Raw genomic sequence first — 21,883 nt, 5'->3', positions numbered from 1 at the left:
GGCGCGGTCGTCGTAGGAGCCCGACCTGAGCGTGATGGGGTCCAGAGCTTCGTCGGTCACACGACCGTGGTCGGTGAGACCCAGGGACCGCTGTCAACCCCTCGTTGGATCGGCGGTAGGCCGTCTGGCGCTCGCTCGTCGGCTATGACCCCGCCCAGCGGCGGCAAAGACGGACGCCCGATCAGCGGCAGAACCGCGTACAACTGATGTTCTCGCTAGTTTTCGACACCGGGGCCGGGTTCTCGCCGGCTGGGGACAGGGCTCACCGCCCCCGTTTGCGATGGCAGGTGCGTCCCGGTTCGATCAGTTGGGAACACAGCGTGCACCACAGGGCGGGTACCGTCTCGTGGACTGTCGCCCCGAACACAGTCGGGTTGGCTTCGGCGGCCTGAGCCGGTGTTCGGGCGAAGTACCGCAAGGTCCACTCGTCTCGCTCAGGCGGCCAGGCGCTCAGTCTGGCCTGGACGGCGATGTCGGCGTCGTCGTCCAGCCACCAGAACTCGGTCGGGCTGGTTGCCTCGGACACGGGTTGCGGTAAGCGCCGTTCGTCCACCACCGGATTGACATCACGCGGGGTGTAGCAGGTGAAGGTCCGGTGGCACCAGTCGCTGACCGCGACGAGTAGTGCGTGACTCTCCAGACGCTGGTCGACGGAACGGTCGATCACCCGATAGGACCATCTGCCAGGTCCCCAGGCGGTCTGGCCGTCGGCAAGAATGTCGATGCCCGAGGTCCGGGCCCCGTCCATGATGCCGGTGAAGGCCAGGCCGAGCGGGCTGCGGTGAACTGTCGCATCACCGTCGAGGCCGTATTCCATACCGTTGGGGCCAACAGCCGGATACCACAGGCCGCCGTAGCGCACCTCGAACCTGACCATTGCCTCGACCAGTTCCGAGGGCGCCGGCTCAGTCCGGTCGTCGAGGCGGAGTACGGCCATCGAGCGGATATCGGTGGCGGCCATGTGGGGCATCCGGCGAGACCGCTGCTCGAGGAATGCCCGGACACGTCCGGACAGGCTCGCGTCGTCAAGAACGTATACGGGAAAATCTACCAGCGTCGGCAAGGAGGGCACCCCCTCGGCGTGTGTAGTCGGGCAACCTTGGGCATCCGCTCATCGGCAGATCCGCGCACCTGCACCCGGGTTGCTTCATGATCGATTGCACGAAGGGTGAGCGGGCTCTGGAGCTACTGCCGGCCCTACCGGCGATCGAGCACGAACACCTCGGCCCGCGACATCGGCAACGAGGCGCGGCAAGCCGCAAGGATCTGGCGCCCTATGTCGTGCACGGGGCCAAGGTACGAATTCATCGGTGGTCAATTCCGGTTGAACTGTTTGATGAGGTCGCGGTTGGCTTCTCGGGCTGCTTCGAGTTGTTCTTCGCGGTCGGCCAGATCGGCGCCGAGGGCAATGACTTGCTGTTCGAGCTGCGTGATGTGTCGTTTGAGCTGTTCGATGTCGTCGGATGCGCCCAGTCCGCTCTCGCGCCAGACCTGATCGCCGAGCAGTTCGGAGAGCTTCTGCTCCGCCGTGAGGCGGCGCGGATGTTCGCCGATGGGATGAGCACGGTGCAGGTCGCGGCCGTGTTGGAGGTGTCGACAAATCGGCGTACGCGTGGCGGCGGGCCTGAGTTGCCGGCGGTGAGGACGCGTTGGCCTCGCAGGGTGCGCCGGGCCCGGACCGCCGCCCCATTTCGCGACAGGGCGACCGGAGCATGCAGGACTGCCGATCCGGGCATCGTCCATTGAAGTCAGGGTCGCCGGGCCACGCAACGACGTACCTGGTGTCGACAAGGCCGCGCGCCCGGCTGACCCACCGGTCTCCTGGCCGGGCGCGCGCCGCCCGTTCATTCCACCGCGTACGCGCGGATGATGGTCTGCTCCACACCGTTGCCGGCGGAGTCCGTGGCGCTGGCCTTCAGCGAGACGAATCCCTGGCCGGTCGGATGCATCAGGTGGGCGGTCCGGTTCAGGCCCTCGCCACTCAGCGGTACCGGGCCCCAGGTGGCGCCGTCGTCGTACGAGGCCTGCACCGTCACATTGGTCAGGGTTCCGTGCCTCGCTCCCTCCTGGCGCTGGACGTAGATCGGGAAGGAGAAGCGAGACCCGGCCGGCGCCCGGTTGTGGTCGTCCAACTTCGGCGCGAACCGGATCGCCATCACGGGCAGTGGGCTCGCCGGCCCCTTCGGATCCTCCACCGCCACGTGCTCGGATCGGAACGTCCACGCCGAGCTGACCCGGGTGGACAGCTCGACCGTCGAGCGGGTCGACTCGACCTCCAGCCGGTACGTCGCCGGGTCCGCCGGTACGTCGAAGTAGCCGTCGTCGGACTCGCCGATCCGCTGCCCGTCCCGGTAGAGGGTGGCCCGGAAGCCGTCGACGCGGGAGCGGCCGAAGCGGTCGGGCGCCTGGTCGACGAAGAGCGGGGGCTGCGCCGCGATCGTGTTCTCTTTCCGGCCCACCCACGTGTCTCGGACGGGGAACGCGGGCCCGAACACCCCGGCGTACCACCGCTCGGTCACCCGCTGGCCGAGGTGGAAGGTCCGGGGAGTAGAGGTGTAGAGCCCGGCCTCCGGCCATTCCGGGTCGTCCGGTCCGTACTGCACCCACTCGCGATGCCAGGGAATGTCCGGGGTGAAGTACTCGGTGATCCGCGCCGGAGTCGGGAACGCGACGAGCGGATTGTCCTTGCCCACCTTCTTGTCCGCGCCGGTGGCGGCCAACTCGGTGTGGACGACCGCCAGTTCCCGGTCGCGTACCCGGGGCGTCAGGTCGGCCGGCACCCGCCCGTACCCCGACCACTGGATGTTGTAGAGGTACGGGTGGACGCCCCCGGAACCGTCTGGTGCGGCCAGGGTGGTCCTGACCCGGAACTCGAACTCGTCGTCCGGCGCCCGTGTGGCGGACGGACGTACCCGCAGATGCGCCATGTCCCAGCCCGAAAGGATCTCGCTGGACCCGCCCCAGGCGGTCTGCCGGCCGAATCCCACGTCGGTCAGTACCCGTTGGGTCGCCGGCCGGTCGACGATCGCGCCGAACTGCTTGCCCTCCCGGGCGTCGAAGGTCAGCGCCATGTCCCCGACGACGGGCACCGTGGGCTCGGACACGAGAGTATCCAGGAAACGGTCCTCTCCCCGGCTGCCCGTCTGGATGGAGGCGCTCAGGCAGTACTGCCCCTTCGGCAGGCGCACGACCACACTGCCTGACGGGTCGTACGGGTGGTGGGCCGTGGGGTTCGCGAGGTCGGTGAGCGTGGACAAGTAGTTGGCTGTCGGCTCGCCGTCGTGGTCCAGGAACGTCATTGTCACGTCGTAGCTCTCGACTTCGCGTACGACGCCGACGGGGGTACGGACGGCCCGCCCGTCCGGCCCGGTCGCGACCAGTACCCCGCCGTAGACACCGTCCGGGGCGGACACCGACGTGTCGGTGACGAGCCGTACCGGGGCGCTGCCCCGGGCGGGCACGGTGACCTGGGACGAGTCCATGGTGAACATGGCGGCGGGCGCCGCCGCCCCGGACGGGCCGCGTACGTCGACCGCCAGGGCGAGGGTCACCGGGGCGTCGGTCACGTTCCGGTACGTGACGGTCCTTTCGATCGGTGTGTCGTCCTGGTGCGGCCAGCGCGCGATCCCGTTGCTCACGGTCGCCGGCTGGGCGTAGACGCCCTGCCCGACGGCCCGCGCGGCGTCCACCCGCCCGGCACCCTGCGCGTACACGGTCAGACCGTCGCCGGGTACGGCCGTGCCCATCAGGATCGACTTGAGATCCTCGCCGCCCAGCTCGGGCCGTTGCCCGGCGAGGATCGCGGCCACGCCGGCGACGTGCGGAGCCGCCATCGACGTACCGGACAGGCTCGTGTAGCGGTCGTCGACCGGCGTACCGCGGTCCGAACCGTCGGCGCGGGCGGCGACGATGTCCACGCCGGGCGCGGTGATGTCGGGCTTGATCGCGCTGTCGCCGAGCCGGGGCCCTCGGCTGGAGAACTCCGCCAGTTCGTCCCGGGCGGAGACAGCGCCGACGGTCAGCGCGGCGTCGGCCGCCCCGGGGCTGGCGATCGACCCCTGCGCCGGTCCGGAGTTGCCGGCGGAGACCACGAAGAGCACGTCGGATGCCGCGCTCAGCCGGTTGACGGCCTCGTCCAACGCCTCGGTCCCGTCGCTGGGGAAGCTGGAGCCGAGGCTCAGGTTCACCGCGTCGGCGCCCTCCGCGACCGCCCACTCCATGCCGGCGATGACGTCCGACTCCAGGCCGCCGCCGTGGTCGCCGAGGACCTTGCCGTTGAGCAGCCGGGCGTCCGGGGCCACTCCGGCGTACCGGCCGCCCGAGGCCGCGCCGCTGCCGGTGATGATGGAGGCGACGTGCGTACCGTGGCCGGCCCTGTCTGTCGCGCCGCTCTCGCTTCCGGTGAAGTCCCGCGACCCGACGACCGCGTCGGCGAGATCGGGATGGGTCGGGTCGATTCCGGTGTCCAGCACCGCCACCGTCGCGCCCTGCCCGGTGTGTCCGGCCTGCCATGCCGCCGGGGCGCCGACCTGCGGCACGCTCCGGTCCAGGCTGGCCCGGACCGGTCCGTCGAGGGCGACACGGGAGATCCCGGCAGCCAGGCCATGTACTCCGGGTGCGCTTCGCAACGCGGACCAGAGCCGGCCCGCCACGTCCTTCTTCGCGCGGACCGTTTCGCCCCGCACGCTCGGCAGGTGCCGATCCACCGGTACGCCCGCAGCGGCCACCGGGTCCGGCGCGGTGGTACGGGTCCCGGCCGTCCTGGTGACGATCAGCGGAATGTCCTGGCGTGACCGGTCGTCGTAGCCGAACTCGACGAGCTTGGAGACGTTGAACAACCTGCGGTCGAGCGTGCCGGCGGCGACCGGCGGCTCCATCGAACGGGATCACGATCAGGTCGCCCCGCTCCCGGAACTGGCGGAACGACACGTCCTCGCGGCCCTCACCCGGTTTGGTGCTGACCACCTGATCGCCGTTCGGTCCCGCACCGACCAGGATCCGGTTCTCCGGTGACCAGCGTGACCCAGTCACCCGTCTTCGCGCCGGTCCCCGGTGTCCCGGCCTGCGGAGGTCCGCCGGTACCGGGCGCCGCCTGTGTACCGGGTGCCGTCCGCGCATCGGGCGTTGCCCCGGCCGACCCGGCGACCGCACCAGGTACGGCGACCGCGCCGACCGCCACGGCGGCAAGCCAACGTCGTACGTCCACTCTTCCTCTCCTGCCTGTTCGAAGGTCGACGCTGCCCGCGACCCGTCCGGTCGCGGGCAGCTCGACTGTGGAATGGACGGCCACGGCGGCGGCCGTCCCGAACGGGTGCTACCGGGCCGGGACCACGTCGGTCGGCCGCTCGACCTTCACCTCGACGCCGTAGTCGAAGAGTTCCAGCGTGGCCGTGGACGTGCCGGTGTCGGTCCGGCCCTTCGCCGTCGACTGCCAGGTGAAGGTGAACAGCACCTTCGCGACCCGGCCGTCGCCGTCACGGGTGATGTCGCCTGACGTGGTGGACGAGCCGTGCTCGAACTGCGTCGCGTACTCGAAGTGCAGCGTGCCGTCCGGGTTTTCCGTGACGGTGGCGTTCGCGTCCTTCAACGCCTTGAACAGCGCCGCCGGGTCGGGTGCCGCCGCGCCCAACGCGCTGTCCGAACTGCCGTACAGGGACAACCGGTCGTGCTTACCGGGGTACTGGCCGTACCGGCCGTACGTCTCACCGGGGCCGTCCCGGTCGGGCGGCGGCGGGCCCAGCGGCGGCTCCCCGCCGACGTACCGGGTGCCGTTGACCAGCAGCTCGGTCATGACCGAGTCCTCCATCGGCACCCGGACGTAACCGGTGTCGGTCCTCGGGTCGAACGCACCCTCGTACGTCAGTCCATCCGGCCCCGACTCGGTCAGCCGCATCCGGTAGCTGATGTTCTCGCTGGCCGCCGCCGCCGCGGCCAGCTCCATCCGCGGCGCCGTGGCGCTGGCGCCCGGCCGATCCCCGGTCGGTCCCGGCTGCCCGCCCCCGCCGACCGTCAGCACCGCGGCGGTCAGCCCGGCCAGGCCCAGCACACCCGTGGCGTACGTCGCCGCGAGCAGGGTCGTCCGGCGCTGGTGGCGCCGCTTCGCCGCACCGAGGACATCCGAGGTCAGCGTGACCCCGGCAACCTCCTGGCGCATGCCGGCGATCAACTGGTCTTCGATGTCAGTGGTCATCTTCCCGCTCCATTCCATGCCGGGGCGTCGTCGACCGCCCAGGTGGCCATGACCTCGCGAAGGCGGGACAGCCCCCGGGAGGCGGTGGACTTGACGGTGCCGATCGAGCACCCGAGCATCTCGGCGGCCTCCGCCTCGCTGAACTGCTCCCAGTAGCGCAGCACCAACACGGCCCGCTGGCGCGGCGGAAGCGTGGCGAGCGCCTGGATGAGCACCTGCCGAAGGTGCAGTTCGTCGGTGCCGTCGGGCCGGCCCGGCGGCTCGACGCTGGTCAGCACCTCCGGCCGCCGCTTGCGGCTCCGCCACTGGTCGACCGCGAGGTGGTACATCGTGCGGCGCAGGTAACCCTCCTTGTCGCCGCGTACCCGGTTCCAGTGCCGCATCAGCCGTTCCAACCCCGCTTGCAGCAGGTCCTCGGCGGCCGGACGACTGCCGGTCAGCAGCACTGCCGTGGCGAGCAGGGCATCGCCCCGTTCAGCCACCAGGGTGTCCAACCCCACGAAGCTCTTCCTCCATCGCACGGGCTCTCCTTCCGTCGCCACCAAGGACGACGGGTCGGGCGGGAAGGTTGAGCGGTGTCCCCGGATACCCGTACCGAAATTCCCGCGCGCGCCGCGCTGGTCCCGGCCTCCCGAGCTGGCCAGGGCGGGTGGACGGTGTGGTCGCGCCGATCCTTATCATCGCCGGATGTTCGGACCCTTCCGCAGGCCGCCCACGCCAGATACCGACTACGGCCAGGCCGAGCTGGAGTTGCGGACCGCGCGTGACCGGGCGCTCGCGGGTGACTGGGCAGCGGCCCGGAACCTGATCGAGGCCACCGGCCGGGACTGGGAGCTGCGCGGCCGCAGGCTCTCGGTGCTGGGTACCGCTGCCGGGCAGTCCCCGCACTGGCTGGACGCGTGGGCAGCCGGTGCGCCGCACGACCCGACGGTTGCCATCCTGCGAGCCGACGCCCTGATGGACCAGGCGGGCGAGGCCCGGGGCGCTGCCTCCGCGCGCAACACCAGCCGGGAGCAGTTCCAGGAGTTCGCCCGGCTCTCCACCCTCGCCGCCCAGGCCAGCGAGCACGCGGTGGAACTCAACCCCGACGACCCCTATCCGTGGGCGACCCGCCTGACCTCGATGCTCGCCAACGGCCACCGGCAGCGCGACGAGTTCCTCGCGACCATGGGCGAGGCGGTCACACGCGACCCGTACAACTTCGAGACCCACCTCATGGCGGCGACCTTCCTCTGCGAAAAGTGGTACGGCTCGCACGAGGAGATGTTCGCCGCGGCCCGCGAGCCCGCCGCCGCCGCGCCCGTCGGCTCGTCGGTGGCGATGCTGCCGCTGCTCGCCCACTTCGAGTACGCATTGCGCGAGTACGGCTTCGACACACGCGCGGAGTCGCTGACGGCGAAGGCGAGCTACTTCCGCCGGCCCGAGGTGATCCGGGAGATCGAGGCGTGCGCCGCCAAGTGGCGCGGGGCCGGCGAGCCTCGCCTGATCGGTCGGGGCATCACGCTTCGGCACTGGCTGGCGCTGGCCAACTACCTGGCCGGGCATGACCGGAAGGGCACCAGGGCCCTGCTCACGCAGATCGGACCCTACCTCGGAAGCACCGCGGTGTACGGCATGAGCGTGTGTAGTTTTCGTCAACTACCGGCTACCCGGATCCAGTTCACCGTCCGACCCGTTGGCGGGTTCACGACCGACGCCACGCCGATCTTGGCCATCACTCGACGACTGCCGCGCCAACCAGGCGACCAACAGGTCCGTCAACGCCGCCACCGCCGCCGCCCGGTCCTCTTCGGACAGGGTCGGTAGCAACACCGGCGACTCCACAACAACGGGCCGGGTCCGCGCACCCCGCCCGGCCTTTCTAACCCTCGCCACGCCGAGGTCAACGCCGATCGGCGTCGGCGGTCACGCCCATCTGCTCAGGCACGTGACCAACGCGGCAACGACCGCGCACGATCAACGTCCGGCCCGGGTGCGGTAGCCGTCTCGACGAACCCTCGTGTGCGCGGCCGAGACCGCCAGCACGGGACCCTCAAGCATCGGTTGAAGGTTCGTATTGTAGCGTGCTGGGCGCACCATCCACATAAATCATGACTTGACATGACTTGTCCGAATCGCCACAATCTGTCACCCAGCTCCGCATTGGAGCATAGCAAGACGACCTGCGGCCATGCGCTCATCGCGGCTAAGATCCGGATATCTGATCTTGGCCGTGATGCCCGTTCTTGCGGCGGCAGATCCCGCGGCGCAGCACCGACTGTGGCCGGCTCGGTGGAACTCCTCATACTGTTGCGATGGAAGCACCGTTCGACCAGACATCGGCGGAAGCGGCCGAAGGGCGTGGCGACTGGGCTACGGCAATCGCCATGGTCAGTGGGTTCTCCGAGTGCTACAGCCGTGACTACTACCGACACGATGCGCACCTGTGGCATATGGAGCTACTCGTAAAGGCCGGGCTTCTGCACGAGTTGGCCGAGCTCGCCAAGACCGACGTTCACGCACGGCGCCGGTTGGACAGGTTCCTGTATGAGGAAGGCCACGACAGCGAGCTACGGCGGCGTGCCGAGCGCGGCGACAAGACCGCCCTCTATTTTCTGGTACGTCTGCTTCGCGCGCGTGGAGAGCAGACTGCCGCCCAGCAGGCAGTCGCCGACATCGACGCGACCGACACCCACGCCATCGAACTGGCGAATCAGCCGCTGACGGGCGCGTAGGGCCGGAAACGAGAGGCTGGCCACCGGGCGTGACGACTCCAGGCTGGCTGGCGTGCACCAGCTGCCGCAGAAAGAGGATGCGCTCCACTTGTTAGAGTTCCGCGATGATCGGTTCAGCACTGTTCGTCAGTGACGAGATGCCCGGCGGCGGGATAGGGGACATCGCGGCGGTCGAGCTGGATGGCGCGCTGACCGTAGTATGCGTGTCCCATTGGGGTCGGGACGGGGTGTGGGTCTGGGAGCCGGCACAGAACGTCTGGCGAAACCTGACGTTGCCGTTCGCCTGTGCCGGGGATCCGGTGGCGGCACAGTATCCGGACGCCGGAAACGAGTTCGACTGGCTGGCGTTGGCCGTCCCTGGCGGGCGGCTGGTGTTGGCGGCCGGTGGCGACGAGCAGGGCGTCGCGTTCTGGGATGTCAACACCGGCGAGTTGATTAGCGGAACGACCCTCAACGGCCCGTACATCGCGGCCGTGGCGACCTTGGACGGTGGGGACGGTTCGGCGCGGTTCGTGACGTGTAGCGGAGTGCACTGGGACGGCATCATGGTTTGGAAACCAGTCGCAGGGCCATCCCCGGTCGAACTGCCCGAGTCCACCGTGGACGCGCTCGGTACCGGCCGTTTCGAGGGTCGTTCGCTGGTCGTGGCGGGCACCCGTGAGGGCGTCACGCTGTGGGACGTGGATTCGGGTGAGCGATGGGCCTCGTTGTACGCCGAGGACGAGGGCGAGGAAGACGACGGTGAGGACACCGGAGACGAGCGGATCCATGCCGTCGCCATCGCCCAGCAAGGCACTGGCTTGGCGGTCGTCGCGTTGACGGATTCCGGGAGCGTCCAGATCTGGACGCTTCCGTCGCCCCGCCCGGCCCGGACGGATCGTGAGCTCGCCGTCGAACGGCTCAAGCGGGTCCGGGCCGGGTTGCCTGACGACCTCGACGAGCCGGACGAAGAGATCGGGCCGATCCGGGACCCGTTCATCGGGCACGAGGGCGCCATATCCACGTTGGCTACCGTGGTTGTCGATGACCGCCCGGTCGTCGTCACCGGCGGCACCGACGGAACCGTACGAGTCTGGGACCTGTCCGACGGGCAAGCGATCGGCGCTCCGCTGACCGGCCATCGTGATTCGGTACGCAAGGTGGTGACCAGCACCCTGCGCGGCCGGCACGTGGCCGTGAGCGCAGGCGACGACCGGACGGTCAGGGTCTGGGACCTTGCCCCTCAACCGCACTGAGCGGCAGGATTTCCAGCAACTGCGGGAGTCGTCGAGGACATGGCGGGTACGGCTGGCCCGCCACTGGCCGCCCTCGCGGCATCCGCTCATCGGCATGAGCGTGTGTAGTTTTCGTCAACTACCGACTACCCGGATCCAGCTCACCGTCCGACCCGTTGGCGGGTTCACGATCGACACCCCGCCGATCTTGGCCATCACTCAACGGCTGCCGCGCCAACCAGGCGACCAACAGGTCCGTCAACGCCGCCACTGCCGCCGCCCGGCCCTCCTCGGACACGGTCGGTAGCAACACCGGCGACTCCACTCCAACCGGCCGGGTCCGCGTACCCTGCCCGGCCTTCCTAACCCTCGCCACGCCGAGGACAACGCCGATCGACGTCGGCGGTCACGCCCATCTGCTCAGGCACGTGACCAACGCGGCAACGACCGCGCACGATCAACGTCCGGCCCGGGTGCGGTAGCCGTCTCGACGAACCCTCGTGTGCGCGGCCGAGACCGCCAGCACGGGACCCTCAAGCATCGGTTGAAGGTTCGTATTGTGGCGTGCTGGGCGCACCCAGGTCACAGCCTTGATCGATCGCCCGGGGCGAGGACCCATGGAGCCATCCGAGGAGCGAACCGGGCTAGCTCGGCTCCCTGAGTCGACCTCGATTCATGCGCGAACACTTCAGGATGGGTAGGAGTGGGGTGAGCTGCGGCACCGCGCAGCGGGTCTACCAGCTGCCCAACTGATAGGCGGTCTCGGCCGTTCAGATCCATCGCCATCTGCGGGGTCGCGCGCACCAGTGACGAAAGGCCAGGCAGGGCCAGGGGTGGAGGGCTAGGTCAGAGTCATGTAAGAGCCGGCTCTGGGAATTGACCAATGCCACTTTTGTTCCTAGGTTCGTCGCCATGATTGTCAATGTTCGTCGACTTCTGGCGATGCTGACCGCCTTCGTGGCGGTCACCGTTGTCGGCATGCCCGATGCCGTTGCCGCAGGCCCGCTGCCCATCAACGACCTCGGCAGCGGCACCTACCTCGGCTTCCGGGGCGGGCTGTATCCGGACGGCAGCAACGCCATGCCCAGCGCCCACCGTACGATTGGCGTCAACCGAGCCCTCCGCGTACGCCCGGTCGACACCGCCGGCACACCCCACACCAACGGCAAGTACGTCCTCCTCTCCATCGGCATGTCCAACACCACCCAGGAGTTCTGCTCCTCGGAGGCCGGCGGACAGTGCGCCCCGTACTCCTTCATCGGCCAGGCCGCCGCGGACCCGCAGGTCAACCGCGACAAGCTCGTCATCGTCGACGGCGCCGAGGGCGGCCAGACCGCAGGCACCTGGGATTCCCCGAGCGACGCCAACTACAACCGGGTCCGGGACACCAGACTCGCGCCCCTCGGCCTGACGGAGCAGCAGGTTCAGATCGCCTGGGTCAAGGTCGCCAACGCCCAGCCGTCGGTCTCGCTGCCCGCGGCCAACGCCGACGCGTACCAACTCGTCACTCAGCAGGGCAACATCCTGCGGGCGTTGAAGGCGCGCTACCCCAACCTGCAACAGGTCTTCTTCTCCAGCCGGATCTACGGCGGCTACGCCTCGACCGGGCTGAACCCCGAGCCGTACGCCTACGAGACGGGTTTCGGCGTCAAGTGGGTGCTCCAGGCTCAGATCAACCAGATGTCGGGCGGCGGCGTCGATCCTCGCGCCGGAAACCTGGACTACAACAGCAGGGTGGCATGGGCGGCCTGGGGTCCATACCTCTGGGCCAACGGTCTCCAGCCCCGTTCCGACGGGCTCACCTGGGCACGGTCGGACTTCGTCGCCGACGGAACGCACCCGTCCAGTTCCGGACGACAGAAGGTGGGGGCTCTGCTGCTGCGCTTCTTCAAGACCTCTCCCCACACGGCCTGCTGGTTCACCGTCAGCGGAACCTGCGGCTAGCGAACGTCGGGCTAGTGCTCCAGGTCTGTCTCGCCAACGGCACCTCTCTTGTCAATGCCTTGGTAGTAGAGGTGCCGTTGAAGCCACAGACCCGGGGAGCCTCGGTCGCCCGGCTCGGTATGACGTACCGCCCCTGTCGTGCGGATGGTCCGGGGTGTTGTCGCCGGGCCGGGTGGCGTCGGGGGACCGCTGACAGGGATACGGCCACTCGCTTGGGGTGGGTTTCTTCGTAACGTGGCTTTCGGCGGTCGAGGGTCAGGGGTCGAACTCCGGTAGCTGAGCACCGGGTGACGCTGCGGCCTCCGCCGCGATGGTGTCGAGTTGTACCCGGATCTTCCCGGTCTGTGGCATGCCGAGCTGACCGTAGAGCGCCAGCGCCGTGCGGTAGTGATGCCGGGCTCGGCCGACGTCACCGAGGTTCTGCCAGGCACGGCCGAGGCCCGCGTGCGCTCGGGCTTGCTGGTCGGGCGCGCCGATCTCCGTGGCGATGTCCAGGGCAGCGCCATGGTGGGCCAGCGAGTCGGCCGGGTCGGCGGCCTCGCCGAGGCCGTTGAGCGCGTACGTCTCGCCGTCTCGGGCACTGGCTCGGCGGAAGACTTCCAGCGCCTGCCGATGATGATCGGTGGCCGGTGCCGGGTTGCCGAGGCGGGTTTCGAGGACGCCCAGACTTGTCAGCGTCCAGGCTTCCCCGTCCCGGTCGCCGCGCTCCTGGTAGAGGCTGCGGGCCTGTCCGATGTGTTCCCGGGCGGCGTCGTAGCGTTCGAGTTGCAGCTCCACGTCGCCGAGGTTGCCCAACATGGACGCCTCGGCCGTACGATCTCCGGTCTGTCGGCACAGGTCCCTGGCCTGCGCGTAGCGTTCGGCGGCGTTCAGGTGTTCGCCGAGTCGCGCCTCGGCGAAGCCGAGGTTGCCCAAGGCGCGGGCCTCGCCGGTGAGATCACCGGCGCGTCGGTAGCCGGCCAGGGCGGCTTCGTGGCGTTGGGTCGCCTGCCGGTAGCGGCCCAGGCGTGCCTCGAGAACCCCCAGGTTGGTCAGGGCCCGCGCGTGCCCGGTGTCGTCGTCGCCCTGCTGGTACAGATCGAGGGCCTGCTCCAGGTTGTCCGCCGCTTCCTCGAACCGTCCTACCTGGACACAGGCCGCGCCGAGGTTGATCAGGGCGCTCGCCTGCCCGGCCAGGTCCCGCAGGCCGCGGGCGGCGTCGTGGCCGCAGCCGTGCACGATGAGGGCTTCGGTGTGGTATCCGCCGTTGAGGTAGCGGTAGAGCGTCGCCGACAACCGCGTGGAATGCTGGGGCCAGCCCTGTGCCGCGGTATGGACGGCGACCGCGACGAGGGTGTCCCGTTCGGCGTCCAGCCAGGCCCGAGCCAGGTCGGCGTCGAGCAGGGCCGGCACCGGGGTGGTCGGCGCGGGGACCCGGGGGCGGCGGTGTGCCTCGGCCGGGTGCAGGACGTCCATCGCGGCGGCGGCCGTGCTCAGGTAGTAGTCGAACAGCCGGGTCAGCGCGGCGCGGCGTACGGACGGCGGGTCCTCGTCCCCGGCCTGGTTCAGGGCATATGCCCGGAGGACGTCGTGCAGCCCGTACCTTCCCTGCGCAGCCGACTGCACGACGTGGTCGCGGTGCAGCTCGTCCAGCTGAGCCCGCGCAGTCGGCAGGGTGACGTCGGCGAGCGCCGCGACGGCGTACCAGTCGAGGTCTTGCCCCGGGTGCAGTGCGATGAGCCGTAGCGTTCGGCGGTGGCTGTCGGGCAGGCGGCGGTAGGACAGATCAAGCGCGAGTTCGACACCGGTGTCCAGGCGGCGGTCCTGGTGGCGTTCGGTGAGCCGGTCGGCGTGGTCGGTGAGCGTCCACCCGGGTCTGCCGCGGATGTGGCCGGCGACCAGGCCGAGAGCGAGCGGCAGATGGCCGCAGAGCCGGGCGATTCGGGCCATGGCCCGTGGGTCCACGCCGACCGGGGTGCCGGGGACGGCGTCGGCGAGGTACGCGATGGCCTCGTCCGGGGTGAAAACGTCCAGTGGCAGCCGAACCGCGGACGGCAGCGGCACCAGGCGGCGCCGGCTGGTGATCAGGGTGACGCAGCCGGGAACCTGGGCGAGCAGTGGCCGGACCTGATCGGCGTCTGCGGCGTCGTCGAGCACGACCAGCGTCCGCGTTCCAGCGATCCGCTGGCGGTACGCGGCTGCGCGAGCCGGCAGAGCGTGCGGGATCTGCTGCGCGGGTACGCCGAGGACCCGCAGGAAGCCGTCGAGGGCAGCGGCCGGGTCGACCGGAGGCTGGGTCGGATCCGGGTGGAATCCCCGCAGGTTGACGAAGAGGAGGTGGTCGAACGGCTGTTCCTCGGCGAGCAGCCGCGCGGCGCGGACGGCCAGACGCGTCTTGCCGATTCCCGCCATTCCCTCGATCGCGCCGACCATCCCGGTGGAGACGCGGCGGCGGAGTCCGGCACGTAGCCGATCGAGTTCGCCGGTACGCCCGGTGAAGCCCGCGAGGTCGTGCGGGAGTTGGTGGTGGACTCGTACCTGGGACGCGGCGCTGGTTTCGCCGCCAATGATCCGCAGCGCCTGCCGCCACTGACTCACGTAGCCGACGTCCGGATGCAACGCGTCGACGATCGCGACGACCAGATCCGTGTTGAGTCGGCGACGGCCGGGCCGGAAACAGTCCACCACGGTGGTCTTGCGGGCCAACTCGACGGCGGGCCGGCCTGCCTCGGACCACGTCGCGTTGATCCGGTCCTTGATGATCTCGTAGGACGGATCCCCGGCCCAGACCTTCAGGAGTCGCAGCCGTTCCACGACGTCGTCGAGGGTGGCGGCCTGCCCGGGATCGGGCGGCTGGTGGAAGGCGGCCGACTTCGGTGGAGCAGGCACGGTCCCAGGCTATCGACCGGCCCGTTCCCGGCTGCATTCGGATTCGGTCGGGTTTGCGCCACCCTGGCAGCCGCTCGTGTTCAGTCGCTGAGGGCACCCGGTGCGTCTTGTCGAGCGGCGGTGCCGGATGTTCCACCCGAGAACAAGAGGAGATGACAGTGCTCAGACGACGGTTGGCGCAAGCAGGCGTCGCGATCGGCGTACTCGCGGCTTCCCTACTGGGGTTCAGCCCCGCCGCGAACGCCGCTCCCACCAGTTTCGTCGCGAAGGCGGTCCACGCCGGCGGGGCGGGCGCGCTGGGGGTCCAGGCCACCGGCGGGCTGGCCTGGTACAGCCGGTCCGTCACGCTTACCTCGGTGCGGTTCTACGCCAACGCCGGCGAATGCGGATACCTCGCGGCCGAGGGTTGGCAGGGATCGACGTTCATCGACTTTTCCTACCATCCGCCCGCGGACGAGGACTACTACTGCGGCGGCGCGACCGGCCGGTGGTTCACCGTCGGCAACATCGCGCTCGACGGCAGCCAGGTTTCCGGCGGGATCACCCAGGTCAGGGTCTACGTCCTTGACGCGTCCCACGACGGTCAGGGGTACGCCTACTGCAACAAAGCCAGCTCCGCGTGCACCAGCGGTCAGTTCTAGGCTCGGCCTGACGGGCGCCGAAGCCGTGCGAGGACGCACGGCTTCGGCGCCACCATCCTGCCCGCCGGCGGCTCGAAGGTGTGTGGGGCCGCCGCGTGCCACGCCCCACCGGGGTTCGAATGCCCTCCGGATCGAGCCCGGCAGTCCCGGCCAGACCCTCTGCGGACACTTCGACAAGTACCTGTTCGAGGGAGGGCCGGAGATCCTGTGTGAGGTGGCCGAGGCGATGGTGGCCGGGCGCCGCTCGATCAGCGGGAGGTGAGTTCACTTGATCATGAAGATGACGAGCACGGCGACTCTGGCGGCTTGGCCTTCTGTGGGTAGATCGTCTCGTGGCGGGCCAGCATGGCGACGAACTCGCCGATCTTTCGCTCACGAGTCTGCGCCCGTTTGACGGCGTTGAGGCGGTGGATGAGAGCGAACCGGTTGGTTCTGGTGAGTACCTCGAACATGGCCTGGGCGGCGGGATCGGCGGCGATGGCGGCGAGGAGGTCGGCCGGGACCTCGGCTTCCGACGGCGGGGCGTAGGCGGCCGCCCAGCGTCCGTCCGCTTGCGCGGCTTCCACCGCGGCGCGGCCCGGGGGCAGCATTCGCCCCTGCGCCTCCAGCCGGGCGATGTGGGCGACGTTGCGTTGTGACCAGGTACTGCGGGGCCGGCGAGGGGTGAGCCGGATCCAGGAGGTCTCCTGATCCCGTTTCCGGGCCTGCCCGTCGATCCAGCCGAAGCACAGGGCCTCGTCGACCGCCTGCTGCCAGGTCAGACTGGTGACGGTGCCGCCCTTCTTGGTCAGGGCGAGCCAGATGCCGGGCGAGGTGGCGTGGTTGGCCGACAACCACGCGCGCAGCGCGTCCGCGTCCGCGACGATCAACTCATCCAGTTCGGCGCTCATGACGGCAGGCTATCCGCTGCGCTGTTGCCGCAGCCTCTGCCGGTTGGCCTGTCCGAATCGCCGGTGCCGGCGCGCCGGTTGCTCGGCGTACCGTCGCCGCAGGACCTCGATGCGCAGGGCGACCTCGACGGTGGGCCGGCATGCGAGGTGTTCGAGCCTGCGGAGCCGCTCCTCTTCCCCGACTCCGACGGCGTTCAACTGGCCGCCGCCGTGGTCACCCCGCGATGCGGCGCGATCGGCACCGCGATCGCGCCGGCTGGAAGGGGATGGCCGCGCCCCGTTTCGGGCGGGGCCATCCCCTGGGCGGTTACGTGACGTCGGTTGCCGTCGGCGCGTACTCAGTCCGGCGGGCCGCCGTCGACGTCAGCCGTTGCTGTTGCCGTTCCCCAGGTTCAATTTCCAGCTGTCGATGAAACCGGTGTATCCAAAGGCCACGTCCTGCACGCGCAACTTCCAGCTGCCACTTCGCCGTTCCGAGGACAGATTCAGCGTGTAGGTCTCGTGAACGTCGGCATAAGCGCCGCCGGCCCGGTCGCGCAGCAGGTAGGTGCTGCCGTCCGGCGCCACCAGGGTCACCACCAGATCACCGCTGTAGGAATGGACGATGTCCACCCTCACCTGCGAGGTCTTCGAGGCGTTGCCAGCGCACCCACCCGATACCTCGACGGTCGAGGTGACCGTGGACAGGTCGGCGATCGAAACGTTGGCGTCGTTGGTACCCGTGCAGTCTGGCGTGCCGCCGCTCACGTTCAACGCCCAACTGTCGAGGGTGCCCGAGTAGCCCTCGTAAAGGTCCTGCACCCGCAGCTTCCAGGTACCTTCGGCGGTTTCGGAGGAGAGGTTCACGACGTACGTCTGGTGAATGCCGCCCGTGGAGCCGAGTTCCCGGTTGTGCAGCACGTAGGTGCTGCCGTCCGGCGCCACCAGGGTCACCACGAGGTCGTGGACCGCGCTGTGCAGGATGTGGACCTCCACCGTCGCCCGGGTGGAGGCCATGCCCGCGCAGCCGGAGATCGCGATGGCGGAATCCACAGTGGATGCCGACGGAATCGCCACGTCGCTACCGTTGATGCCGGAACATCCGGGTGTGGGTGCCGGGCTTACCGTCCACAGGTACAGGGCACGCCCGGTCCTGGTCGGCGTCGAGCTGTCTGTCGCGGTCACGGTCACGCTGTAGGTCCCGGCGGCCGTCGGGGTACCCGAGATGGATCCCGTGGAGGAGTTGATCGACAGACCGGTGGGTAGGCCAGAGGCCGACCAAGAGTAGGGCGCGGTCCCGCCGGAGGCGGTGTGGCCGACCGGCGAGATCGCGGTGCCGACCGCACTGGTCTGCTTGCCGGGGTTGCTGACGGCCAACGCGACCGACCACGAGTAGAACGTGATCCCCGACTTGGCTGGCGACGAGCTGTCTGTCGCCGTCACGGTCACGCGGTACCGGCCGCCTGCCGTGGGGGTACCGGTGATGGAACCGGTGGACGAACTGATCGACAGGCCCGGGGGCAGACCCGTCGCCGACCATGAGTACGGCGCGGTCCCGCCGGAGGCGGTGTGGTTGACCGGCGAGATCGCCGTACCGACCGTGCCGTCCTGGCTGCCTGGGTAACTGACGGACACGCCGCCGCCGACCTGGCATCCGCCCAACGAGGCCGCCGCGGTGCAGATGTCGTCGGCGAAGGAGCGCACCTCGGTGTAGACGCCGGGCTTCTGGGGCCGGGCACAACCCACGCCCCAACTGGTGATCCCGATCTGCACCCACTCGTTGTTGGCGTCCCGCTTGAACATCGGGCCGCCGGAGTCGCCCTGGCAGGTGTCCACCCCGCCGCTGGTCCAGTTACCGGCGCAGATCTCCTCGTCGGGGACCAGGCCGGCGTAGCCGGCGGCGCTGGCGCATTGGGTGTCGCTGATGAACGGCACGTCCGCCTTGAGTTGGTACTGAAGCTGCGGCCCGCCCTCGTCGCTCGCGCCCCAGCCAGCCACGGTAAAGGCCCCGTTGTGCAGCGAGGTATCGGTGGCGAGTTTGAGCACCGGGCTGTTGATCGGCTGGGAGATGCGGATCAGTGCCCAGTCCTTGCCGCGGCCGTAGTAGCCGTCCGCCACGTGGATGTAGTCGGAGGTGCGGGTGACGCGGTTGGGGTCCTCCAGGTCGATGACGCCCCAGGTCACCGTGACCGACCGGTTGGGTCCGGTACCCAGGTCGGCCACGCAGTGCGCGGCGGTCAGGATGAGCGTCTGGGTGTACATCGCACCCCCACAGCCCGTGGACAGGCGCACCATCCACGGAAACTCACCCTGCTGCGCGATTTCGCCGCCGACGACCTGAGGCCCGATCGGATCGGCCGGCTCGGCGGCGTGAACCGCCGTGCCGGCGATGCCGCCCAGCACCAGGCTCGTGAGAGCGGCGACCCCGATCCGGGACGCCGCTCGTAGTACTCGCCTCACGTATCTCCTCCCCTTGCCCACCCATACTCCTGTTCCCAGAACACGAAGGCGCCGGTTCGATGACGAAAGACTTGAAGGCATTGCATTCTGCTCGTCACGCGCGAACCGTCACCTTCCTCCCCCGGTCCGTCCAACATGTGCGTACGGCATAGATACGGCTGAAGATGGTGCCCGTCCGCCGGGTAGATGTCAAGATCTGTCGGCTTGTACGGGACTTCAGTAGATTTTTTTCACGCCCTGCGCGCCCGCCCCCGGCCGTCCACATTGGTACCCCAATTTTCTGGCCGCGCGCTCCAGCGGGGGCGTCACGAGATGTCCATGATCGGGGTTGACCTTGACGTTCGCGTCAACCTTTACGGTACGGCGATGCGGACAGCGGAGATCCGATTGGCCAGGCACCCGGTGGGTGCGCCCACGCTCGACGACTTCGAGTGGATCGAGAAGGAACTGCCCGAGCCTGGCGCCGGCGAGGTGGTCGTGCGCAACCGGTACATGGTGCTCAGCGTGGTCATGCGCTCGTTGCTGTCCGGCGGAATCGGGCCGATGCCGGGCTATCAGGTCGGCCAGGCCCTGTTCGGCAAGGCGTTCGGCGAGGTGATCCGCTCGGCGAGCCCGGAGCTACCGGTCGGGGCCAACGTGCTGCACATGCTCGGTTGGCGAGAGCACGCGGTGGGCGAGGCCGCGCGATTCCGCGTCGTCGATTCGGACCACCCGTTCGCGTACCTGTCCAGCGGGTTGACGGCGTTTGTCGGGCTCCGGGCGGCAGGACTGCGGCTCGGCGAGACGGTCTACGTCTCCAGCGCGGCCGGCGCTGTCGGCAGCCTCGCCGGGCAGATCGCCAAAGCCAGCGGCGCAGGCAGGGTCGTCGGTAGCACCGGCTCCGGACACAAGATCGCCGCACTCACCGGACGACTCGGCTTCGACGCCGCGTTCGACTACCGCGCCGGAGCACTCGCCGACCAACTCCGCCATTGCGCTCCGGACGGCGTTGACGTGTTCTTCGACAACGTCGGCGGCAGGCACCTCGCGGCTGCCATCGAGGTGATGAACCCGCGCGGCAGGATCGCGCTGTGCGGCACGCTCTCACAGCAACTCGGCGACGAGGCCGACCCGCCGCTGGACCTGCTGACCGTCATCGGCAAGCGCCTGTCGGTGCACGGCTTCACGGCCGCCGACCACCCGGGAGCCGAAGCGGACTACCTCCGCCTGATACGCGAGGCAGGCATCGACGTGGCCCACACGATTGTCGATGGCCTCAGGTCGGCTCCACAAGCGCTGCTCGACATCTCCGCCGGGCGCCACCTCGGGACGGTCCTGGTCCGACTGCACCCCGAGGCATAGTGGACCGATGCGAATCGGGGCACTGGCGGACGCCGCCGGAACGACAACCCGCACCCTGCGGTTCTACGAACAGGAGGGTCTCCTCGACAGCACTCGCACCCCGAACGGATACCGCGACTATGCCGACGGGGCGCTGCTGCGGGTACGCAACATCCGGGAGCTGCTCACCATCGGCTTCACGATCAATGACGTACGCGCATTCCTCCGCTTTCTCGACCGCGACCTTCCGCCGACATTCGGCGATTCGGGAGGCTGCGCCACGGCGATGCGCGTCGCCGACGAACGGCTGACCCTGCTGCGCGAACGCCTGCACACTCTCACCCGCCTCCACGACAGCCTCGCCGCTCGCCTCGACCGGCCCGCCTTCGGCAGTCCGGGGGCTTGTCCACCGGCCCCTCAGCAGACTCTGCCGCTATCCGAGGGCGGCGCGTAGCCGGTCGTAGGTCGGGGCGAGTTCCCGGAGTGCGGTGGCCGCCGCCGGGAGGTCGCGGACCACCATCGGGTACTGCATCGAGCCCACCAGCCGAGCCTGGGTCGCCGCGATCTGGGCCGCGTCGGGATATCCGGCCAGCAGCAGGCAGTCGGCGGTGTCGCTGAGCCGTCGCGCGCCGACCCGGATCGCAAAGTAGATCAGGTGTTCCCGCAGTCCGTCGCCCGCACCGGCCTCGATCATCTGCGCGACCCGCTCCGCCGCCTCGCCGTTGCCGAGGCTGCCGGGCGGCATCTCCACCTCGCTGTGCATCGCGAGCCGCCTGATCGCGGTCGGTACGATCGACCGGATCGCCTCGGCGTCGGCGACGTCCGCGACCTTCCGGAAGTCGGTACGCATCGTGTACGGGTCGCCGTAGGTCAGCGTCTGCGCCTGCCAGGCGACCAGGAAGTCGTCGACCGGTACCTGGGCATAGGGGTATCCGTGCGGGTCGTGCACGAGTATCCGCTGGTCGGTCACGTCGAGGACGACCACGAAGTGGTCGGCGCCGATTGGCCCGGTCATCTCGGGCTGGTGGTGCAGATGACCCATCTCCAGCGGGCCGACCCAGACCGGACCGTTCGTGGCCGCCTCGGCGAGCCGGGCGAGTGCCTCGGCCGCCTCGCCGCCGCTGCTGACCGTCGAGGTCCAGCCGATCGCGTCCAGCGCCCGGTCGAAACCCAGTTCGGGGTTCCAGCCGTACGCGTCGAAGAACACCGTCGTACCGCCGATCAGTTGCATGCCGAACGGGCCACCGGTGGCGACCTCGATGACGGCGGTCGACGGGGCCTGCTCGCCGAGCAGCATCGCGAACGAGTTGGCGTAGCAGTACGGGCCGCTGCCGACGTAGGGGGTATGGCGCATGGAAAGCTGCCTTTCAGCCGGGAAGAGACTGGGAAGAGACCGGGTACGTGACGTCGAAGAGCGCGTCGGTGCCCGGGTAGATCTCGTACGGGTGGCGCCCTGAAGTCTGCGGTGCGCCCCGGGGGTGAGGTCAAGCCGCAGTCCGGGACCGCCGCCCCGGCCGATCGGCGGCGCCCGTATACGGTTGCTCGGGAGCGACCCGCCCGCCGACGCCACGGGGTCCCCGGGGTGGACGACCCGACGGGCGGCGACCTCGGGGCAGGCCGGTCCGAGCGTGCTCCGTTCGGCGGGAGGGATCCGGGATGCGGC

The 21,883-nt window shown here is 69.5% G+C and carries 17 protein-coding genes; 9 read left to right on the top strand and 8 right to left on the bottom strand.

Annotated features, from left to right (window positions below; genetic code table 11):
• Window positions 1-262 precede the first annotated feature (262 nt).
• Complete coding sequence (locus Pma05_RS29810; protein ID WP_203860792.1) at window positions 263-1,063, bottom strand: hypothetical protein; 801 nt, start codon at window positions 1,061-1,063, stop codon at window positions 263-265.
• 86 nt (window positions 1,064-1,149) lie between these two features.
• Between Pma05_RS29810 and Pma05_RS29805 the strand changes: the two genes are divergently transcribed.
• Entirely contained in the window at window positions 1,150-1,746 is a 597-nt protein-coding gene (locus Pma05_RS29805) for a hypothetical protein (RefSeq protein ID WP_203860791.1), read from the top strand.
• Between the two features lie 98 nt (window positions 1,747-1,844).
• Here the strand turns inward: Pma05_RS29805 and Pma05_RS29800 are convergent, their stop codons facing one another.
• From Pma05_RS29800 to Pma05_RS29790, 3 genes are all read right to left on the bottom strand, one after another.
• Window positions 1,845-4,877, bottom strand: a complete 3,033-nt coding sequence (locus Pma05_RS29800; RefSeq protein WP_203860790.1) for a S8 family peptidase — start codon at window positions 4,875-4,877, stop codon at window positions 1,845-1,847.
• A 437-nt stretch (window positions 4,878-5,314) separates the two neighbouring features.
• On the bottom strand, window positions 5,315-6,190 hold the full coding sequence (locus Pma05_RS29795) for a hypothetical protein (RefSeq protein ID WP_203860789.1): 876 nt from the start codon (window positions 6,188-6,190) through the stop codon (window positions 5,315-5,317).
• Window positions 6,187-6,711 carry a SigE family RNA polymerase sigma factor gene (locus tag Pma05_RS29790; protein WP_239313327.1) on the bottom strand — a complete coding sequence of 175 codons (525 nt, stop codon included), beginning with the start codon at window positions 6,709-6,711 and terminating at the stop codon, window positions 6,187-6,189. The genes Pma05_RS29795 and Pma05_RS29790 overlap by 4 nt, the downstream gene beginning before the upstream one ends.
• Window positions 6,712-6,877: 166 nt before the next feature.
• On the opposite strand from Pma05_RS29790, the gene Pma05_RS29785 reads away from it, so the two are divergent.
• The 4 genes from Pma05_RS29785 to Pma05_RS29770 all read left to right on the top strand — a co-directional run bounded on the left by Pma05_RS29785 (window position 6,878) and on the right by Pma05_RS29770 (window position 12,062).
• The gene (locus tag Pma05_RS29785; protein WP_203860788.1) at window positions 6,878-7,996 is read left to right on the top strand and encodes a hypothetical protein; all 1,119 of its coding nucleotides are present in this window, start codon (window positions 6,878-6,880) and stop codon (window positions 7,994-7,996) included.
• 488 nt (window positions 7,997-8,484) lie between these two features.
• On the top strand, window positions 8,485-8,904 hold the full coding sequence (locus tag Pma05_RS29780; RefSeq protein WP_203860787.1) for a hypothetical protein: 420 nt from the start codon (window positions 8,485-8,487) through the stop codon (window positions 8,902-8,904).
• Between the two features lie 104 nt (window positions 8,905-9,008).
• Complete coding sequence (locus Pma05_RS29775; RefSeq protein ID WP_203860786.1) at window positions 9,009-10,139, top strand: WD40 repeat domain-containing protein; 1,131 nt, start codon at window positions 9,009-9,011, stop codon at window positions 10,137-10,139.
• Between the two features lie 891 nt (window positions 10,140-11,030).
• The gene (locus Pma05_RS29770; RefSeq protein ID WP_203860785.1) at window positions 11,031-12,062 is read left to right on the top strand and encodes a hypothetical protein; all 1,032 of its coding nucleotides are present in this window, start codon (window positions 11,031-11,033) and stop codon (window positions 12,060-12,062) included.
• A 255-nt stretch (window positions 12,063-12,317) separates the two neighbouring features.
• Here Pma05_RS29770 and Pma05_RS29765 read toward each other — a convergent pair whose 3' ends face one another.
• The gene (locus Pma05_RS29765; protein WP_203860784.1) at window positions 12,318-14,930 is read right to left on the bottom strand and encodes an ATP-binding protein; all 2,613 of its coding nucleotides are present in this window, start codon (window positions 14,928-14,930) and stop codon (window positions 12,318-12,320) included.
• Window positions 14,931-15,088: 158 nt separating this feature from the next.
• Here Pma05_RS29765 and Pma05_RS29760 point away from each other — a divergent pair, with 158 nt between their 5' ends.
• The gene (locus tag Pma05_RS29760; RefSeq protein ID WP_203860783.1) at window positions 15,089-15,571 is read left to right on the top strand and encodes a hypothetical protein; all 483 of its coding nucleotides are present in this window, start codon (window positions 15,089-15,091) and stop codon (window positions 15,569-15,571) included.
• 272 nt (window positions 15,572-15,843) lie between these two features.
• Here Pma05_RS29760 and Pma05_RS29755 read toward each other — a convergent pair whose 3' ends face one another.
• Window positions 15,844-16,461 (bottom strand): YdeI/OmpD-associated family protein, encoded by a 618-nt coding sequence (locus Pma05_RS29755; protein ID WP_203860782.1) that lies wholly within the window; start codon window positions 16,459-16,461, stop codon window positions 15,844-15,846.
• Window positions 16,462-16,485: 24 nt separating this feature from the next.
• Here Pma05_RS29755 and Pma05_RS29750 point away from each other — a divergent pair, with 24 nt between their 5' ends.
• A complete protein-coding gene (locus Pma05_RS29750) occupies window positions 16,486-16,776 on the top strand; it encodes a hypothetical protein (protein ID WP_203860781.1) in 291 nt (96 codons plus the stop codon).
• A 48-nt stretch (window positions 16,777-16,824) separates the two neighbouring features.
• Here Pma05_RS29750 and Pma05_RS29745 read toward each other — a convergent pair whose 3' ends face one another.
• A complete protein-coding gene (locus Pma05_RS29745; RefSeq protein WP_239313325.1) occupies window positions 16,825-18,843 on the bottom strand; it encodes a trypsin-like serine protease in 2,019 nt (672 codons plus the stop codon).
• 369 nt (window positions 18,844-19,212) lie between these two features.
• On the opposite strand from Pma05_RS29745, the gene Pma05_RS29740 reads away from it, so the two are divergent.
• A complete protein-coding gene (locus Pma05_RS29740; RefSeq protein ID WP_203860779.1) occupies window positions 19,213-20,241 on the top strand; it encodes an MDR family NADP-dependent oxidoreductase in 1,029 nt (342 codons plus the stop codon).
• Between the two features lie 7 nt (window positions 20,242-20,248).
• Window positions 20,249-20,674 (top strand): MerR family transcriptional regulator, encoded by a 426-nt coding sequence (locus Pma05_RS29735; protein ID WP_203860778.1) that lies wholly within the window; start codon window positions 20,249-20,251, stop codon window positions 20,672-20,674.
• Here Pma05_RS29735 and Pma05_RS29730 read toward each other — a convergent pair.
• Window positions 20,654-21,574 (bottom strand): YobF C-terminal domain-containing protein, encoded by a 921-nt coding sequence (locus Pma05_RS29730; protein WP_203860777.1) that lies wholly within the window; start codon window positions 21,572-21,574, stop codon window positions 20,654-20,656. The genes Pma05_RS29735 and Pma05_RS29730 overlap by 21 nt on opposite strands.
• Window positions 21,575-21,883: the final 309 nt, after the last annotated feature.

The organism is Plantactinospora mayteni, from assembly GCF_016862935.1.
Lineage (GTDB): Bacteria > Actinomycetota > Actinomycetes > Mycobacteriales > Micromonosporaceae > Plantactinospora > Plantactinospora mayteni.
This window is presented reverse-complemented; position numbering and strand designations above follow the sequence as displayed.

Bases quoted from the DNA above. Each gene is read 5' to 3' on its own strand.
- Pma05_RS29735 (WP_203860778.1), top strand. From the start codon at position 20,249: ATGCGAATCGGGGCACTGGCGGACGCCGCCGGAACGACAACCCGCACC.
- Pma05_RS29740 (WP_203860779.1), top strand. From the start codon at position 19,213: ATGTCCATGATCGGGGTTGACCTTGACGTTCGCGTCAACCTTTACGGT.
- Pma05_RS29755 (WP_203860782.1), bottom strand. From the start codon at position 16,461: ATGAGCGCCGAACTGGATGAGTTGATCGTCGCGGACGCGGACGCGCTG.
- Pma05_RS29780 (WP_203860787.1), top strand. From the start codon at position 8,485: ATGGAAGCACCGTTCGACCAGACATCGGCGGAAGCGGCCGAAGGGCGT.
- Pma05_RS29800 (WP_203860790.1), bottom strand. From the start codon at position 4,877: ATGGAGCCGCCGGTCGCCGCCGGCACGCTCGACCGCAGGTTGTTCAAC.
- Pma05_RS29730 (WP_203860777.1), bottom strand. From the start codon at position 21,574: ATGCGCCATACCCCCTACGTCGGCAGCGGCCCGTACTGCTACGCCAAC.
- Pma05_RS29795 (WP_203860789.1), bottom strand. From the start codon at position 6,190: ATGACCACTGACATCGAAGACCAGTTGATCGCCGGCATGCGCCAGGAG.
- Pma05_RS29775 (WP_203860786.1), top strand. From the start codon at position 9,009: ATGATCGGTTCAGCACTGTTCGTCAGTGACGAGATGCCCGGCGGCGGG.
- Pma05_RS29785 (WP_203860788.1), top strand. From the start codon at position 6,878: ATGTTCGGACCCTTCCGCAGGCCGCCCACGCCAGATACCGACTACGGC.
- Pma05_RS29805 (WP_203860791.1), top strand. From the start codon at position 1,150: ATGATCGATTGCACGAAGGGTGAGCGGGCTCTGGAGCTACTGCCGGCC.
- Pma05_RS29770 (WP_203860785.1), top strand. From the start codon at position 11,031: ATGATTGTCAATGTTCGTCGACTTCTGGCGATGCTGACCGCCTTCGTG.